The organism is Peptoniphilus timonensis JC401 (assembly GCF_000312025.1).
GTDB classification, from domain to species: Bacteria; Bacillota; Clostridia; order Tissierellales; family Peptoniphilaceae; genus Peptoniphilus_A; species Peptoniphilus_A timonensis.
The window spans coordinates 263,548-279,906 of sequence record NZ_HE978594.1; the positions used below are offsets into that span (position 1 = coordinate 263,548).

Consider the following 16,359-nt stretch of genomic DNA (forward strand, 5'->3'; position numbering starts at 1 on the left):
ATCTCAGATTGCCTATTATAAAAATAATCAAAATTCATTCCTGCCTCCTTTCTTTGAAATAAAAAAAGACGACAGAATTACTGCTTTCTATCGTCTGAGATTTGCACATTAAATTTTCATCACAAAATAAGACTCTTTAAAGAATCCTTAGTTTTATTGGTATGCTATTTACAATACCCATTATTAAAATGGATACTCTAAGCAGCACACCAACTATTTATTTTTTGAGTTTTAAACTTTGGTAGAAGTCTTGAACTCCTTATATTTACATAACTATTTGCCTCTATCACTATTATGACACGAAACCCACAGCAAGGATCTAGAACTTTGTCACTAGCTTTTAAATCTAGTAAGTCACAAAACAATTCTGTAATATGCCTTGGTGTAAGTATTATACCTAAACTCTGTCCGTCTCCTCCAGAGTAGGACATGAATTCCCCATAAAATCTACCTAAGTAATCTTCTCCACTTTGGTGAAATTTAATTGATTGAAAGATGCTCTTATATAAAAATTCTGTGTAATGTCTATTGGGTGTTTTTCCTAAATTAAAATCTTTTTGATTTATTTTTGTTGTATCTTTAATTACTGAAAATTGATTCAAAAGTTTATCTCTTTTTACCTCTGGAGATACATCTGCTCTTTTTAAATTATTTTTTATAGCGTCATATATTTTTTCCCCATCAGTATAATTCTTATCACCTGTTAAGGAATCTATGGAAAAACTTCCATGTTCTATTTCTCTTAAAGCAAGTAGTATTCCTGATACAATTAAGGGTTTATCCTTGTCTTGAATAGAGCCATAATTTCTTAAATCTTCATGTAATAATTCAGCATCTCTTAATATTTCTCTTGTTTCTTTTTCAAAGTTGGTATTTTCTTTTAGAATCTCTTTAGTGTAATATTCATAAATATTGTTTTCATTAAATGATATAAATGTCTCTATCTCTGGTAATTCATAGTAATCTTGTCTTTCATTTATAAATATAGGACTAATCCTATGTTTTTTCTCATTGCCTGATACTCCTATAGCAATAATCTTTTTATATCCAGTGTTTTTTATTAAATGCTTTCCATAAAATAAGGCTCCATTTACAGCGTAGTCACAAATCGAATCGATGTCTTCAGCTATAATACTTTCGTCTGTTCTTTTTTCATGATAAGACATTGATTTTTTATCTTCTATGACTATTAAAAAATCCCTTACTGCTCCTACATATTCTGGATATCCAACCTTTCCAGTTCCTCTTTTTGATGCAGTTTTTAGTGCCTCATCTACTTCCTTTATAGAAGAACCTTGAGGGTCTAAAGAAATATTCGCTTCTTTTAGAAGATCATAGACCCATAAATCAGTCGCTTTTTCTTTTTTACTCATTTTTATACTCCAATACTTACTATATATTGCAATTAAAATTCCTACAAATTCTCCTCAATATCTAATAATTACATTTTTATCTCGTCCCTTTATAGCTATTGTATGAGGATTTGTTTGTATGGCTTTTTATCAGTCTAATTTATTCATATTTTCATCTATTAATTTTTACAATAGTTTGTCATAGGAGAATCCCTTAATTCTCTTCAATTAATCTTTTACTTCTTACAGTTTTTCTTTATTATTATAGCACATAGTATGAAGTGGTCTTTATGAATTTATCAATAGGAAATTAATTCAAAGTTTCCTCCACTTCCTATATATAAAATATCTTTTACTTATAAGTTTCTTTTAAGTGGAAAGTATATAATATATAAATTTCTAAAAATCTTTATTTCAAAATCCCCACTAAAAAAGCAAGAGACATTAAACTCTTGCTTTCTATTTCTAAGATTTTATATTTTAACTTTTATTCGTTAGATTTTAGTGCATCTAGGGCGTTTATTTTCTTTATTCTAAAGTGGAATATAATCATTATTATTGTGTTTACAAAAGCTGTTATTATTCCCGCCAAGATAAAGGGTCTTGGGCTCAAGTCTTCTGGCAACATTGCCATAAAGGGAACGACTATTTGAAGGACAGAGTAATGGAGGATTTTCCCCACAAAAAGTCCAATAAATATTCCAATTATTGCCAAGATATAGGTTTCTTTGTAAATATAGGATGTTGTTTCTTTTGGATAAAATCCAAGGACTTTTATCGTGGAAACTTCTCTTATTCTTTCTTCTATATTTATGTTTGTCAGGTTATAGAGAACTACAACTTCTAGAATTGTTGTCACGATTAATATAATTAATTCTACTTGAGTTATTGAAAATAAAAATTGGTTTAGGACATCTTTCATGTCATCGACATTTGCTATGTTAAAGACTGATTTGTTTTCTATGCTTGTTTTTATAAATTTGTCTTTGTCAAAGTTTTCAGACACTTTTATTAAATGAGTATTTGATTTAAAGTCAGAGCCTGTCACTTTTTCAAAATAGTCTTTATCCATGTAAATGTTGTGTCCCAAATAAAACTCGCTTATTCCTACTACTTCTACTTCAAATTCATTGCCGTAGACATCTTTTATTTCTAGAGGATCTCCTACTTTTATTTTTTTAAGTTTGGATAATTTTTCTGTTATTATCACTCCTCTTTTTGGAAGTTCTAATTCTTTTCCACTGTCTTTGTCAAATAGGGCAAGATAATTTTTAAATTCTTCTTTGTCACCTGGGACTATTACATTTACTGACTGGTCTATTTCATCGTAATCTACTGTAAATAATTCTTCATAGGCTTCAGTGTAATTTATGTTTTTATCTTTTAGAGAATTTTTATATTTTTCATAGGCTTCTTCATCTAAGTCGCTGTCGTATAAAACAGACAAGTCGTATTTTAAAATATTTTTAAATTGTAATTTTTCTACGTCTTTAACTGATTCTGATATGCCAAATCCTAAAACTAAAAGAGCTGCACAACCGAGAACTCCCACTACTGTCATGAACATTCTCTTTTTTGATAAGAATAGATTTCTTGCTGTTACTTTAGATAAAAAGCTCATTTTATTCCAAATAAAAGGAATTTTTTCCAATAATATTCTGTTTCCCTTAGCTGGAACTTTTCCCCTAAGCAGATAAGCTGTTTTTTCTTTCAAGTTTTTATTCACTGTTATCATTGCTGCCACGCTGGTGAATAAAAATCCTATTGCTATGGCGAAAATTATCCTAAGAGGAAATATGTTTATTATTAATTTATCTTGGAATATTGTTTTAGTGGAGTAGGCATTTCCTATGATGTAGGTCAAAATATAGGATCCTGATATTGCACCTATTAGTCCACCAATGAGTGATGCTAAAGATCCATAAAGGAAAAACTTTTTGCCTATTTCTCTATTTGTATAACCCAATGCCTTGTAAGCTCCTATGACAAGTCTGTTCTCATCAACCATCCTAGTCATTGTTGTGAAGCAAACTAAAAGGGCTATGGCAAAGAAAAATATTGGAAATATAAAGGACAAGCCATCCACTCTTTTTGCATAATCCATATAGGTGTTTATGTCAGTGGATAAATGTCTAGCTGTAATTGTGTAGCGAGGTTGTTTTATCAAGCTGAGGTATTTTCTTCCATCGGCGATTTTGTCTTTTGCATCAGATATTTTTTCGTCAGCTTCTTTGGATTTATCCTCGTACTCGCTTTCACCCTTGTTTAAGTCTTTTTCTGCCTTGTAGAGTTTTGACTTTGCATCATTTAACTCATCTTTACCAGATTTAAGTTCTTTATCTAGTCTCTCTTCTCCTCTTTTTAATTCATCACTTCCAGATAAATATTTTTCTTTAGCTCTAGAAAGTTTTTCCCTGCCTTCAAAGTAATCATCGTATTTTTCATCATATTCTTTTTTCCCAGATTCATAATCGGCAGTTCCCTTGTTTAATTTTTCTTCAGATTCATCTAGTTTATCTTTTGCATTAGATAATTCTATTCTTGCATCTTCAAGTTTCTTTTTATTTTCTTCTATTTCTTCTTTGCTTTTTGCGTATTCTCTTTCTCCTTTTTCTGCTTCAGCAATTCCTTCTTCAAGTTGGGCTTTCCCTTCTTCTATTTGCTTTTTGCTGGCATCGAGAGTTCCTCTAGCTTGTGCAAGTTTCTTTTCATTTTCAGAAATTGTTTGGATTCCCTTTTTAGCTTCACTTAATTTTGCACTCACATCAGCTAAATTTCCTGTTACTCCACCTGGCACTTCTTTGTTTATTTCTTCTACTGCCTTGTCAATTTCTTTCTTAGATCTATCAAGAATTTCTAATTTTTTATTTAAGTCAGCCTTATTTTTTTGAAGAGCAGATTTTTTCCCTTCAAGTCCTACAATTTGCCCTTCTATATTTTTCTTTTTTTCATCAGAAATATTTGGATCCTTTAAGGAAGATCTTAAACTTCCGATTTCAGAATCTATTCCAGAAATTTCTCCCTCAACTTCTCTGATTTGAGAATTTGTCCTATTTATTTCTTCTTCAATAGTAGGAAGTTTCTTCACTACATCTTCTGCAGTTGATAAAATTTTATCTAAGGCATAGACTTTTTCGACAGCATCTTCATAAGATGAAGCACCCATTTCTTTAGTGAGTTTATTTTTTCCATCTTCAAGCTTTTCTTTTCCAAGCTCATACTCTCTCTCGCCGTCTTCATATTTTTTTATGCCCTCAGATAATTTTTTTCTTTGATTCTTCTATCTTATCCCAGCCATCGTCAAGTTTTTTCCTTCCATCAGCTAGTTGGTCTTCTCCTTCTTTTAAAGCTTTTTCTGAAGCTTCAAATTCTCCGAGACCTCTTTGATATTTTTCTTTCCCTTCACTTAATTTTTTTCTTCCAGAATTTAATTCAGATTTGGCATCATCAAGTTTTTTCTTGCCGTCACTTAATTTTTCGTAGCCATCGACTAACTTTCTCTCGCCATCGTCTATTTCTACAGATGCCTTGTAAAGTTTATCTCGATTTTTGAAATTTCTTTTTCAGCCTTATCTTTTCTTTATTGTATTTATCAAGACCTTCCTTGTAATCAGTCTTTCCCTTATTTAAATCTTCACGACCTTTTACAAGTTTTTCCTTTGCATCAGTGAGTTTGTCCTCAGCATCAGAAATTTTATTTTTCGCCTTATCTATTTCTCCAGAAATTTCTCCCTGAATAGATGCAAGTCTTTCCTTAGGTCTTGATTTTAGATCAATTTTTAAGGCTCTCATCTTCTTGTCCATGTAGTCAGCATATTCCTTATCAGAAGTTGCGAGATTCTCTGTTCCCAAAAATTTTATCTTTGCAAGAGTGGGTTCTCCAGAGAAATTTCCATCGTCAATATAGGCAAAATATGAAATTTGTCCATAACCTCTTTCAGAATAAGTGGAATTATTTTCTTGAATAAAATCCAAGGAATTTGCAAAGCCAACAACTCTAAAGGAAAGTCTATTTAAATCATTGTCCTCATCGTCGTCATTGTCTTCCTTAAAAGTTATGGTATCTCCAATTTTCTTGCCATCTTTTTTCATCCTTAAATCCAAAATTATTTCATCAGGACTTTCTATATCCCTTCCTTCAACAATTTCTGGTTTTGAAATTTCATAGGGCATATTTAAAACTTTTATTACTGTTGGATCTCCTGCCAGAAAAACGTCCTTGTCATATCCATACTCAAGTTCCTTTATGTCCTCTTGACTTTCAATAATTTCACGATCTTTTTCTTCTAGTCCAATGGGCACAGAAACTTTTATATCTTCTTGATTTAGTTCTCCTATTTTATTATTTATTGTATTTCTCATGACCTTGCCTGTGGAAATCAAACCAATTAAGACAAAGACACCTAAAAATACAATTATCATAATTGAGATAAATCTTGGCAGAGTTTTTTTTATTCTCCCTAAGATTATCTTTTTCGCGAGCTTTCACTCTCCACCTACCATTCTATTTCCATAATATCCCTTGGATTTTTATTTATAAAAACATCTTTTACTTTGGCATCAGAAATTTCAATAAGTCTATCTGCAGAATCTTTTATTGCAGAGTTGTGAGTAATTAAAACCACTGTAGTTTCTGTTGTTCTCGTTAAATCTTGAAGCAGTTTTAAGATTTGTTTACCTGTTTTATAGTCCAAAGCTCCTGTTGGTTCATCACAAAGAAGAAGTTTTGGATTTTTGGCAATGGCACGAGCTATTGAAACTCTCTGTTGTTCTCCACCTGATAGTTGTGATGGAAAATTGTCCATTCTCTCGCCCAAGCCTACAGATTTTAAAACTTCAACTGGATCTTTTGCATTTTTTACAATTTGACTGGCAAGCTCAACATTTTCAAGAGCTGTCAAGTTGGGAATTAAATTATAAAATTGAAATACAAAACCCATGTCATATCTTCTGTAAGTCGTGAGTTCTCTTTCACTGTATTTTGCAATATCTTTCCCATCAACTAAAAGTTCGCCACTTGATGGAGTGTCAAGTCCTCCCAAGATATTTAAAAAAGTGGACTTGCCGGCGCCAGATGCTCCAAGGATTATTGCAAATTCATTTTTTTCTATTTCAAAATTTAATTTATCATTTGCCATTACTGATCTTTCGCCAATTCTATACTCTTTTGAAAGATTCTTAACTTCGATAAAAGACATATAATCACCTGGCTTTATTATACCAAAAATTAAATTTCTTTTAATCAATTACTAGTAGATTTAAAGTTTTTAGATGAATCTAATTTTCCCTTTACTTTATAAATTTTCTCTCTTTTATTGCAAGAAATTATTTTATTTTGTATGATTATATTATAAATAGAAGATATCAGCTGTAATTTAAAGTTAGAAGGGATTTATATGAATGACAAAAGCAAAAAAATTTTAAAATATTTATCTATCTTTATAATAATCTACCTACTTTATAAAGTATCTTATGCAAGCTATAGTCACATAGTTTTTAATGTATTTGATGGAAAAAATCATACTCTTAATTATTTCATAAGTTTACTTGCATTTAATATACTGGGGATATTTTTAATAAAAAAATCTATAATAGGACATAATTTCTATCTCATCTTAATTTCATTTAATGTCATAGATGCAATAGCTACATCAGGGGATCTCGCTTATTCTCAAAATGATGTTTATTTATTTTTTATAATTCCTTGTGTATTTATCATCTTTGAATGTTTTCAATATTATAAAGAAAACAAAAAATTAAAATCAAAATAAATTCTTATAAAAAACAAGCACTCAGTATTTGAGTGCTTGTCTTAGTTTCTTATCAACTTCTCTTTTTTTCATTGTCTCTCTCTTGTCCCAAAGCTTTTTACCCTTTGCCTTGGCGATTAAGACTTTTACTCTTCCCTTTTTAAGATAAACTTTTAGGGGAATAATTGTATATCCATCTTGAGTTTTAACTTTTTCAAGTCTTAGGATTTCATTTTTGTGCATCAAAAGTTTTCTCTTTCTCATGGGATCCACATTGTAAATATTTCCCTGTTCGTAGGGACTTATGTGCATTCCAGATACAAAAATTTCTCCCTTATTTATGTCACAGTAAGCATCTTTTATATTAACATGACCTGCTCTTATGGACTTTACTTCAGTCCCCACAAGTTCAATTCCTGCTTCATAAGTGTCTTCAATAAAATAAATATGGCTGGCTTTTTTATTATTTGCTATTGCATTATTTTTTTCCTTACTCATCTTTATCACCTGCCATTTTAAAATCAATATTGCCCATATTTAAGTCGACATTAGTAACTTTTATTGTTACATCATCGCCAATATGGAATTCTTTTTTTGTATTATAGTCAATTGCTCTATAATGATCTTGGTCAAATTCATAGTAACCATCCATAGTCCTGTAAGCTACAAGACCTTCGATTAAGTTATCAAGCTCAACAAACATTCCAAAGTTTGTGATAGAAGATACCTTACCTTCATAAACTTCGCCAATTCTCTCTGACATGTATTCTGCCATCTTAATGTCTTCAACTTGTCTTTCAGCTTCTTGGGCAACTTTTTCTGTTTTTGAAACTTGTTCTGCTATTTCAGGTAAAATTACCTTTAGATTTTTTATATCTCCCTTAGATAAATTCCCTTCAATGTGTTTTTTTATAATTCTATGAATTGTAAGGTCTGCATATCTTCTTATTGGAGAAGTGAAGTGAGAATAATAGTCAAATGCCAAACCAAAGTGAATGTCATTTATTTCTGAATATCTAGCTTTTGCCATAGACCTTAGTGTCATAGTTGAAACAAACATCTCTTCCTTACTTCCCTTTGCTTTTTCAAGAACTTTTTGAACATCTCTTGGTTCAACTTTTTCATCAAAGTTTATCATATAACCAAGAGGTCTCAAGTAAGAGTTTAGTTCAGAAATTTTTTCATCCTTTGGTCTTTCGTGAATTCTATATAAAAATGGAATTTTCTTAAAATAATATTCTTTTGCAACGCAGACATTTGCCATTAACATAAAGTCTTCAATGAGTTTGTTGGCAGTTCTCCTATCTCTTTTGTGAATATTTTCTGGCCAACCTCTTTCGTCAACTTCTATTATAACTTCAGGAATATCAAAGTCTATTGCACCTTCTCTTTCCCTCTTATCTTGCAAAATCTTTGAAAGCTCATACATCTTGTCTAAGGTTTTTTCTAGACCCTTTAAAGATTCATGAACAATATTTTTTTCCAAATAATCTGACACATTTTCATAGACTAATCTTTTATTTGACCTGATTACAGATTCTACAATGTCATATTTTATTACTTCGCCATCTTTATTTATCTCTGCAATAACTGATAGAGTTAATCTGTCTACTCCCTCATTTAAAGAACAAATGCCATTGGAAAGTTCAAAGGGAAGCATTGGTATAACTTTATTTAATAGATAAACTGAATTGCCTCTTTCAAAGGCTTCTTCATCAAGGGGACTATATTCTTCTACATAGTGAGAAACATCTGCAATGTGAACACCTAAAATATAATTACCATTTTTTGCCATTTCTAGTGAAATTGCATCATCAAAATCCTTTGAATCTGCTCCATCAATGGTAAAGGTCACAAGATCTCTTAAATCTCTTCTATTTTTTATTTCTTTTTCAGTAACTTCTTGGGGAATATTTTTGGCTTGTGATAAAGAAGCCTTAGAAAATTCCATGGGAAGTTCAAGTCCTGCCGCCACAGAAAGAATGTCAACATGAGGATCATCAGGATAGCCCAAAATTTCTATTATTCTTCCTTCTGGTTTTTTGTTTGCTTCTGGCCACTTTTCAATTTTTACAAGGACCTTTTGTCCATTTTTTGCTCCATTTATTTTTTTCTTTGGAACGTAAATGTCCATTGCCATTTTTGCTTCATCAGAAATTACAAATCCAAAATCTCTCTTATTTTGAAAGACCCCAACAAATTTTGTATTCCCTCTTTTTACAATGGAAAGCACCTTTCCTTCAGGTTTATCTCCAGAAGTTTCTCTATACCTTCTGACAATAACTTCATCTCCATTTAGGGCTGAGTTTAGGTTGTTTTTTGATATATAAATATCTTCGTCAAGATTTTCTGTTATCAAAAATCCAAAACCCTTGGCATTTGTTTGAAGTTTTCCAAAAAAGAATTTTTCATTATCCACAAGTCTGTATTTATTCCTGTGGTCCAAGAAAATAAGCCCTTCTCCCTCGAGTTCCTCGAGAATTTTTATAAATTCTTTTTTCTCTTTATTTTTAATTTTAAATGACCTAATAAGTTCATCTTTAGTCCTTGGCTTTGAGTTTTCGATAATCTTTAAAATCTTTTCTTTAATCATTAAATCTTTGCTCCATAACTTGTCATATTAAATAAATTGGAATCAATAGAATAGTTATTTTCTGATCTTTCATTAAACCTATCATGACCAAGTTCAATTAATCTTGTGATTAAATCCTTAATCATAAGTCCATCTACCTCATAAAGGTAGAAGGCAATAGAACCTGGAAGAGTGTTGATTTCGTTGACAAAAGCTTTGTCACCATCAACTAAAAAGTCAATTCTTGCAACTCCTGCACCATCAATTGCCCTAAAAGCTTTTTTTGCAAGATCCTTTATTTCTTTTTCAAGACTTGGACTTAGTTCAGCAGGTAGCTTTTTATTTTGATGTTTTTGTGATGATTTAGCTCCCTTTGAACCAGCGACATACTTGTCTTCATATTTTAAAAGATCTTTAAATCCAAGAGGTTCTTCTGCTGCAGAAACTCTAAGGTCATTTTCATAACCTAGAACCGCAACATTAATTTCTCTAGGATTTACAACTGCTTCTTCGACAATAATTTTTCTATCGTAGTGAGCAGCAAGTTCAAGTGCCTTTGATAAATCAAGAGCATTTTCTACTCTTGAAATACCAATTGATGAACCCAAGTTAGCAGGTTTTACAAAAAGTGGGAAATTTAAGTCCTTGCATTTTTCAATAATACCCTTTAAGTTTTTAAGTTCATCTCTATAGAAGTACTTGTATTTTGTCATTGGGATTTCTTCTGATTCGAAGACTTTTCTCATCACAACCTTGTCCATGCCAACAGCTGCAGACATAACTCCACAACCTGTGTATGGCATGCCCATTAGTTCAAATAAACCTTGTGTACATCCATCTTCTCCAAAAGTACCGTGAAGAGCAAAAAATATTGCATCAATTTTTTCATAAACTTCTACTGAATCGTATTCTTGCTTAAATAATTTTTTTGGATTGTGTTTTACATAGTATAAATTTTTATTGCCAAACTCTGGCTTAAAAAATACTTCAACTCCATCGTGAAAGTCTTGATCCTTGTATGCCTTAAAGTTTTTTAAGCTTTCACCTGACAAAAATTTGCCCTCTTTTGTAATATAAATAGGAATTGGATTGTATTTAGTCTTATCCATATTTTCAATAATTTGCATTCCTGTAATTACAGAAACTTCGTGTTCAACGGATCTTCCTCCGAAGATTACACCAATATTTTCCATTTTTTCACTCCTCATTGTAATTGTCAGGTAGGTCATTTTCAAAGAGAACGACATCTCCTGGCATAGAAATCTTTGCTAAAACTTCAGTTGCCTCATTTAGTGAAGAAACTCTATAAATTTTTTCTTCGTCAAAGTTTTTATCTTTTAGGCCTTCATAAATTGGAAGAGTTCTCTTTTTGCCAACTAAAATTGCAAAATCAAGAACATCTGCCATTACTTGACCTATTTTTCTGTTTTCATCTTCTTCCATATCACCAAGTTCTACCATACCAGGTGTTATGATTATTTTTCTGTGGTCCTTAAATTCTCTCAACACATCAAGTGCAGCCCTAAAGCCCACTGGATTTGAATTAAAAGCATCGTCAATAACTATGGTGTTATTAGATGATGGTATAAGTGAAAGTCTGTGTTCCACTGGCTCAACTTTTGAAATTCCTCTTTGAATTTCTTCTAAAGTAAGCCCCAAGACGTGAGCAGCTGTCGCAGATGCAAGTAAATTTGAAATGTTGTGGACACCTAAAAGTTTAGTCGAGCATTTTATTTCTCCTGCTCCTTTTATGTGGAGGATAAATTCAGAACCTCCTTCATTTACCTTTATGTCATCGGCATAGACATCTAATTTTTCAATGTCCTTTGTACCATACCTATAAGTTTTCTTTTTTGTCTTGTCTGCAAGTGGCTTGACATAGTCATTGTCATAGTTAAAAATTGCAATCCCATCTTCTGGCAAGTCTTCGATTAATTCATACTTTGTCTTTTGAATATTTTCAATTGTCTTAAAAAGATGCATGTGAGTTGGTCCAATGGCTGTTATTATTCCAATGTCAGGTTGGACAAGTTCTGCAACTTCGTGAATTTCTCCAGGAACTTTGGCACCAAGTTCTGCAATGAAAACTTCTCTATCTCTTTCAAGTTCGTTGTTTATTATCTTTGAAAGTCCCATTGGAGTGTTAAAGGAAGATGGCGTATTCTTAACTCTAAGTCCTTCAGATAAAATTGTATCAGATATAAATTTTACAGAAGTCTTTCCAAAAGATCCCGTGATTCCAAGAACTTTTAAGCCTTCTTCTTTTTTATACTTTCTAATTTTTTCTTGAGCTGAAGTATAAAAGCCCATATTAATTTTATCTTCAGTTGGTTTTGCCCACTTGTTTGATAATATCAAAAGTTTATATTGGTAAAAGTAAACTAAAAATGATAGAACTAAAGTTGCTAGAATTGAAGCTACATAAGAGCCGCTACCATCGAATATAGCAATAGAAATTATCACTATAATTATAAAAGAAATATCATTTACAAGTTTGTGCTTTTTCAAAAGTCTCTTTGCCCTGTCAGTCCAAACCAAAGGAGTCTTTTGATTTTTCTCAAGCTTGTAAACTAGTTTATTCATCTTGTCCTTATTGTTTTTCAAAAAAGTCTTGTACTCATCATTATCATAACCCTCTAATTGAAGCATGTGAATTGGATAGTTACATCTAATTAGAGAATAATAAAGAGCTAAGACTATTACTATAAAATTTATTATATAAATTGGTAGTCTTGCTAAAAAATAATTCCATTAAAAATCTCCTAACCTAAAAAATGAATTAATAACTGCACTAAATTGATTAAACTTATCTAAGTAAGAATAATGACCTGCATCTTCTAAGACAACAAGTCCTGAATTTTTTATTTCTTCTTCAAAAATCTTACCCATATAAAGAGGAGTTGCATCATCTTTATCTCCCCAAATGAGAAGAGTTTCTGCATCAATATTTTTAAATTCTTCTCTTGTGGATTCATTGACCACTTTTACAAAGCATTTTCTCATAATTCCATTGGCAGCCTGATAATCATCTGACCCATGTTTTTATAAAACTTTTCCAAGGCTTTTTCATCATTTCCATGACTTAATAGATACATCTTTTTTGCTGCCTTGAAAGAATAAACCTTAGTATAATAAGATAATTTTCTCTTTGGAAGAACTCCTGATGCATCAATTATAACTAACTTGTCGATTAAGTCCTTATTTCTTGATCCCAAAATTGTGAGAGTTTTTCCTCCAAAGGAATGGCCAATAAAAGTTGCCTTTTTAATTTCAAATTTATCCAAAAACTTTAGGAGAAATTCATAATAATCGTAAGTTCCCATAACTTCTTTTGGATCTTCACTGTCGCCAAAACCTGGAGCATCATAGGCATAGACTGTGTAATCTTTAGGTATAGCATTAAAAATCGGCATAATCGATTCAATATATGCACCCCAACCATGAAGGATTACTACAATCTTTTCGCCGCCATCTCTTTTTATATATGCAGTTTTTATTCCATCTATTTCAACAAATTCTTTATTAACTTTCATCTTCATCTTCTTTTATAAAAATTATTGAGTCCTTGTCATCTTCTCTTTCTAAATCGTCTTTTATAAAAATAGAAGTGGACTCACTTTTCCCTGAATTTTCTTTGCTATCAGTGAAATTTATATAAGACCTATTATCACTTAAATCAAGACCCATTTTTAGTGAAGAAATTCTTGACTTGTGCTTATCTATTTCTGATAAAGTTTTATCAATATCAAGCTGAGAATCTTCTCCTCTTATGAGTTTATATTGATGACGACCAAGAGCTTCAAAGAGTTCTGATATTTTTCTCTCTTCATTTAAAATTTCATATTTAAGTCTTGCCGTCTTTTTTATTTCTTGTGATTCACTAACAAGTTTTTTCTTGAGATAATTTAAATTTCCAGCAAGGTCATTTAAATTGCCATCGAGACTGTCTAAAAATCCCACATAATCACCTCGAATCTATGTTATTATACCAAAAAAGCTCTATTTTTTAAATACTAGCAGTGTTTTCTTTATTATAATTTGGGTAATAAAAGATTGGAGGGATAATATGGAAAAATTAACATTATATGTAGGAACAACTTGCCCATTTTGTAAAAAAGTAGAAAGCTTTATGGAGGAAAAGGGCATTGATTCTGTAGAAATAAAAAATATAGACGAAGACAAAGAAGCTCGTGAATACCTAATAGAAAAGGGCGGCAAAAAACAAGTGCCTTGCCTATTCATTGGAGAAAAACCTCTTTATGAATCACTAGATATTATAAAATATTTAAATGACAATGTAGCTTAATAAACAATATAAAAAAGACAGGGATTACTCAGTGAGTTTAATCTCTGTCTTTTTTGTTTTTCTTCTGTTTTTTCTTCTCTTTTTTCTCGACAACAATATATTTTTTGACTTGGAAATAGTGTAAGTATTTAAAATCAAATTAATTATATTACATAGAATTATAAATTTAATGGCAAAGACTCTTGGCATAAAATAGCTTGTCATGATAATAAGACTAAGAATGCTGAAAATATCTACAAAATATTCCACATACAATGTCCTTGATAGGATTGTATTTTCTGAAAATTTTAGATTTGCAGAAAGCACATTTATAAAAAATAAAATCATGACAAAAGTGTAGGTAACTATTGAGATATTTATACTAGCTGTAAGTATATAAATTTGCAAAATAAAGTACATGGAAAATTTTACAATTAGAAGACCAATTTCATAGTTTTCTAACTTTAACTTTTTGGATTCATAGAGATTTTCTATGTCCCAATCTTCCATCAAAGCATTTAAAATCTTTGTGGTTTTTATTTTTTCACATATCCATGAAGGCAACACGCTAAGTACAAAAATACTTATTACAAGACTTTTTAATACGTCAAATAAACTAGTCCCATGAAATCTACTAAAATAATTAAAGGTAAATAAAATTATTCCAATAAGAGCTGAAAGAGATAAAATCTTTAAAAAGGCTTGAAAAATTTCATAATTTTTCCCACTTAATAAAAAATTACCAGCTTCACTATAAGCTCCTGCAAATTCGTAGGGATTGCCCATCCTATTTAATTCTTTTTTTATATCTTCTTCCGTATAAATTTCTGGAAGTCTATCTCCCAATATAGCTAAAACATCGTCCTTAGCATCCTTTTGCTTGTCATAAGGGATGTATCTTTGCAAATAATAAATATATCTATCGACGAGTTCATGTTCAATTAATTTCATAAAACCATCCTCATATATATTATAAGTTAAATGTAGGTTCTTTTAAATGAGTACTTGTTAATTTTAAAAATAATTTTGACATTATATTTACAAAATCTTTTCATTTTTTATAAATATAAAGACTTTTCTAAACTATTTTAATATAAGTCCTTCAAAAAAACCATAAAAAAAAGTCCTGTTTCCAGGACTCTATTAATCAAGTACATAAACTTTTACATTTCTTCTTCCGAAATTATTTGCCTCGGCATTAGTGCTGTAGAATAAATCTATTCTGTTGCCCTTAATTGCTCCACCAGTATCTTCTGCTGTAGCATATCCATAACTTGCAAAGCCATCCATTGATTCAATATATAATTTTGAACCTAGTGGAATAACTCTTGGGTCAACTGCAACTGCACCAACTCTTGCTCTAGTTCCCATAGCAGTTTTTGAACCTGCACTTGGATCATAAGCAGTAGCTTGCATAACAATTACCTTTTTAGCTGATTTTCCATTAGGAGCAGCACTTCCTTTTTTTGTGCCAACTTCTACAACTTCTTTTACAGCTTCCTTAGTAATTTCACTTTTAATAACTTCAGTTGATTCTAGATTTCCATTTACATAAGTGTTTTTTAAACTTTCAACTTTTTGTCCAACTTGACCTTTAGTGATTACCTTTTTGTCACCCTTAAACATTTCATTGTTTTCACGAGTTTCTGTTTCAAAAGGAATTTCAGTTTTGTTTTCTACAGTTTCTTGAGTTACTCTATCGATTTTAATTTCCATACCTTGTTTTGCAATTTCATCAAGTGGTAGAGAAACTCTATCAAATTTATTTAACTTAATGTTTAAATTTTCAAGTACATCAGAAACAGTGTATCCATTAGCTTCAGCTATTAGAGTCTTGTTGCCATCTTTTATATGGTAAGACTTTGGTGAAGTAATGACAATTTTTGTGTCCTTTGTAATTTCTTCATCTAAACTTGGACTAACAAGATCCTTGTTCTTTAGTACAACTCCTTCTTTATCTAAGAAGTCCTTTACTGTCTTTTCATATGTAAAAACTGTTTTAGTCTTTCCATTGATATTTAATTCTACATCATTGCCAAGAGCTGTACTAAAACCCATTGTTAAGACAGATACCAAGGCAAGTGCGATTAATATAAATTTCGCATTCCTAAAAATGTTCTTATTATTCAAAAATATAACCTCCAATAACGTTACAAATTTGTAAATTTTGTTACTCTTTTGTAACTTCTTCTAACCTCATAAAAGTATATTAAAAAAAACTAAATTTGTCAATTTTTTTGTAACTTTTTTGTAAATAACATTGCGAAAGGCTAAATTTAGCCATTTTAAATTTTTAAAAAAATTAATTTATTTTTCACAAAAAATAAAAAAGCCCCTAAAGCTTGAAATTTAGGGCTTTTTATTTAAATATTACATTTATATTACAAATTTTTAAATATT

General features: G+C 30.7%; 13 protein-coding genes and 1 pseudogene. 2 read left to right on the plus strand and 12 right to left on the minus strand.

Annotated features, from left to right (window positions below; all coding sequences use genetic code 11):
* Positions 1-197 precede the first annotated feature (197 nt).
* From HGPT_RS04985 to HGPT_RS04995, 4 genes are all read right to left on the minus strand, one after another.
* A complete protein-coding gene (locus HGPT_RS04985; protein WP_019138747.1) occupies positions 198-1,373 on the minus strand; it encodes an N-6 DNA methylase in 1,176 nt (391 codons plus the stop codon).
* Between the two features lie 466 nt (positions 1,374-1,839).
* Positions 1,840-4,518: an ABC transporter permease gene (locus HGPT_RS04990; protein ID WP_019138748.1), complete on the minus strand. Its 2,679-nt coding sequence runs from the start codon at positions 4,516-4,518 to the stop codon at positions 1,840-1,842.
* A gap of 371 nt (positions 4,519-4,889) precedes the next feature.
* Entirely contained in the window at positions 4,890-5,714 is an 825-nt protein-coding gene (locus HGPT_RS09970; protein WP_245544141.1) for a hypothetical protein, read from the minus strand.
* A gap of 134 nt (positions 5,715-5,848) precedes the next feature.
* Positions 5,849-6,550 (minus strand): ABC transporter ATP-binding protein, encoded by a 702-nt coding sequence (locus HGPT_RS04995; protein ID WP_019138750.1) that lies wholly within the window; start codon positions 6,548-6,550, stop codon positions 5,849-5,851.
* Between the two features lie 198 nt (positions 6,551-6,748).
* On the opposite strand from HGPT_RS04995, the gene HGPT_RS09175 reads away from it, so the two are divergent.
* A complete protein-coding gene (locus tag HGPT_RS09175; protein WP_019138751.1) occupies positions 6,749-7,123 on the plus strand; it encodes a hypothetical protein in 375 nt (124 codons plus the stop codon).
* Positions 7,124-7,144: 21 nt separating this feature from the next.
* Here HGPT_RS09175 and smpB read toward each other — a convergent pair whose 3' ends face one another.
* The 6 genes and pseudogenes from smpB to HGPT_RS05030 all read right to left on the minus strand — a co-directional run bounded on the left by smpB (position 7,145) and on the right by HGPT_RS05030 (position 13,634).
* Positions 7,145-7,600 (minus strand): SsrA-binding protein SmpB, encoded by a 456-nt coding sequence (gene smpB / locus HGPT_RS05005; RefSeq protein WP_019138752.1) that lies wholly within the window; start codon positions 7,598-7,600, stop codon positions 7,145-7,147.
* Positions 7,593-9,695 carry a ribonuclease R gene (gene rnr, locus HGPT_RS05010; protein ID WP_019138753.1) on the minus strand — a complete coding sequence of 701 codons (2,103 nt, stop codon included), beginning with the start codon at positions 9,693-9,695 and terminating at the stop codon, positions 7,593-7,595. Before rnr ends, smpB begins: the two co-directional genes overlap by 8 nt.
* The gene (locus HGPT_RS05015) at positions 9,695-10,867 is read right to left on the minus strand and encodes a D-alanine--D-alanine ligase family protein (protein WP_019138754.1); all 1,173 of its coding nucleotides are present in this window, start codon (positions 10,865-10,867) and stop codon (positions 9,695-9,697) included. The genes rnr and HGPT_RS05015 overlap by 1 nt, the downstream gene beginning before the upstream one ends.
* Before the next feature lie 4 nt (positions 10,868-10,871).
* The gene (locus tag HGPT_RS05020; protein WP_245544142.1) at positions 10,872-12,278 is read right to left on the minus strand and encodes a UDP-N-acetylmuramoyl-tripeptide--D-alanyl-D-alanine ligase; all 1,407 of its coding nucleotides are present in this window, start codon (positions 12,276-12,278) and stop codon (positions 10,872-10,874) included.
* 147 nt (positions 12,279-12,425) lie between these two features.
* Positions 12,426-13,207, minus strand: a pseudogene (locus HGPT_RS05025) (alpha/beta fold hydrolase).
* A complete protein-coding gene (locus HGPT_RS05030) occupies positions 13,197-13,634 on the minus strand; it encodes a hypothetical protein (protein WP_019138756.1) in 438 nt (145 codons plus the stop codon). Before HGPT_RS05030 ends, HGPT_RS05025 begins: the two are co-directional and overlap by 11 nt.
* Positions 13,635-13,740: 106 nt before the next feature.
* On the opposite strand from HGPT_RS05030, the gene HGPT_RS05035 reads away from it, so the two are divergent.
* A complete protein-coding gene (locus HGPT_RS05035) occupies positions 13,741-13,980 on the plus strand; it encodes a glutaredoxin family protein (RefSeq protein ID WP_019138757.1) in 240 nt (79 codons plus the stop codon).
* A 24-nt stretch (positions 13,981-14,004) separates the two neighbouring features.
* Here the strand turns inward: HGPT_RS05035 and HGPT_RS05040 are convergent, their stop codons facing one another.
* Both HGPT_RS05040 and HGPT_RS05045 read right to left on the minus strand, forming a co-directional pair.
* Positions 14,005-14,910, minus strand: coding sequence for a hypothetical protein (locus HGPT_RS05040; protein WP_019138758.1), 906 nt, complete (start codon positions 14,908-14,910; stop codon positions 14,005-14,007).
* Between the two features lie 192 nt (positions 14,911-15,102).
* A complete protein-coding gene (locus tag HGPT_RS05045) occupies positions 15,103-16,089 on the minus strand; it encodes a resuscitation-promoting factor (protein WP_019138759.1) in 987 nt (328 codons plus the stop codon).
* Positions 16,090-16,359: the final 270 nt, after the last annotated feature.

Coding starts and splice junctions, on each gene's coding strand:
- HGPT_RS04985 (WP_019138747.1), bottom strand. CDS start 1,373: ATGAGTAAAAAAGAAAAAGCGACTGATTTATGGGTCTATGATCTTCTA.
- HGPT_RS04990 (WP_019138748.1), bottom strand. CDS start 4,518: ATGGGTGCTTCATCTTATGAAGATGCTGTCGAAAAAGTCTATGCCTTA.
- HGPT_RS09970 (WP_245544141.1), bottom strand. CDS start 5,714: ATGAGAAATACAATAAATAATAAAATAGGAGAACTAAATCAAGAAGAT.
- HGPT_RS04995 (WP_019138750.1), bottom strand. CDS start 6,550: ATGTCTTTTATCGAAGTTAAGAATCTTTCAAAAGAGTATAGAATTGGC.
- HGPT_RS09175 (WP_019138751.1), top strand. CDS start 6,749: ATGAATGACAAAAGCAAAAAAATTTTAAAATATTTATCTATCTTTATA.
- smpB (WP_019138752.1), bottom strand. CDS start 7,600: ATGAGTAAGGAAAAAAATAATGCAATAGCAAATAATAAAAAAGCCAGC.
- rnr (WP_019138753.1), bottom strand. CDS start 9,695: ATGATTAAAGAAAAGATTTTAAAGATTATCGAAAACTCAAAGCCAAGG.
- HGPT_RS05015 (WP_019138754.1), bottom strand. CDS start 10,867: ATGGAAAATATTGGTGTAATCTTCGGAGGAAGATCCGTTGAACACGAA.
- HGPT_RS05035 (WP_019138757.1), top strand. CDS start 13,741: ATGGAAAAATTAACATTATATGTAGGAACAACTTGCCCATTTTGTAAA.
- HGPT_RS05040 (WP_019138758.1), bottom strand. CDS start 14,910: ATGAAATTAATTGAACATGAACTCGTCGATAGATATATTTATTATTTG.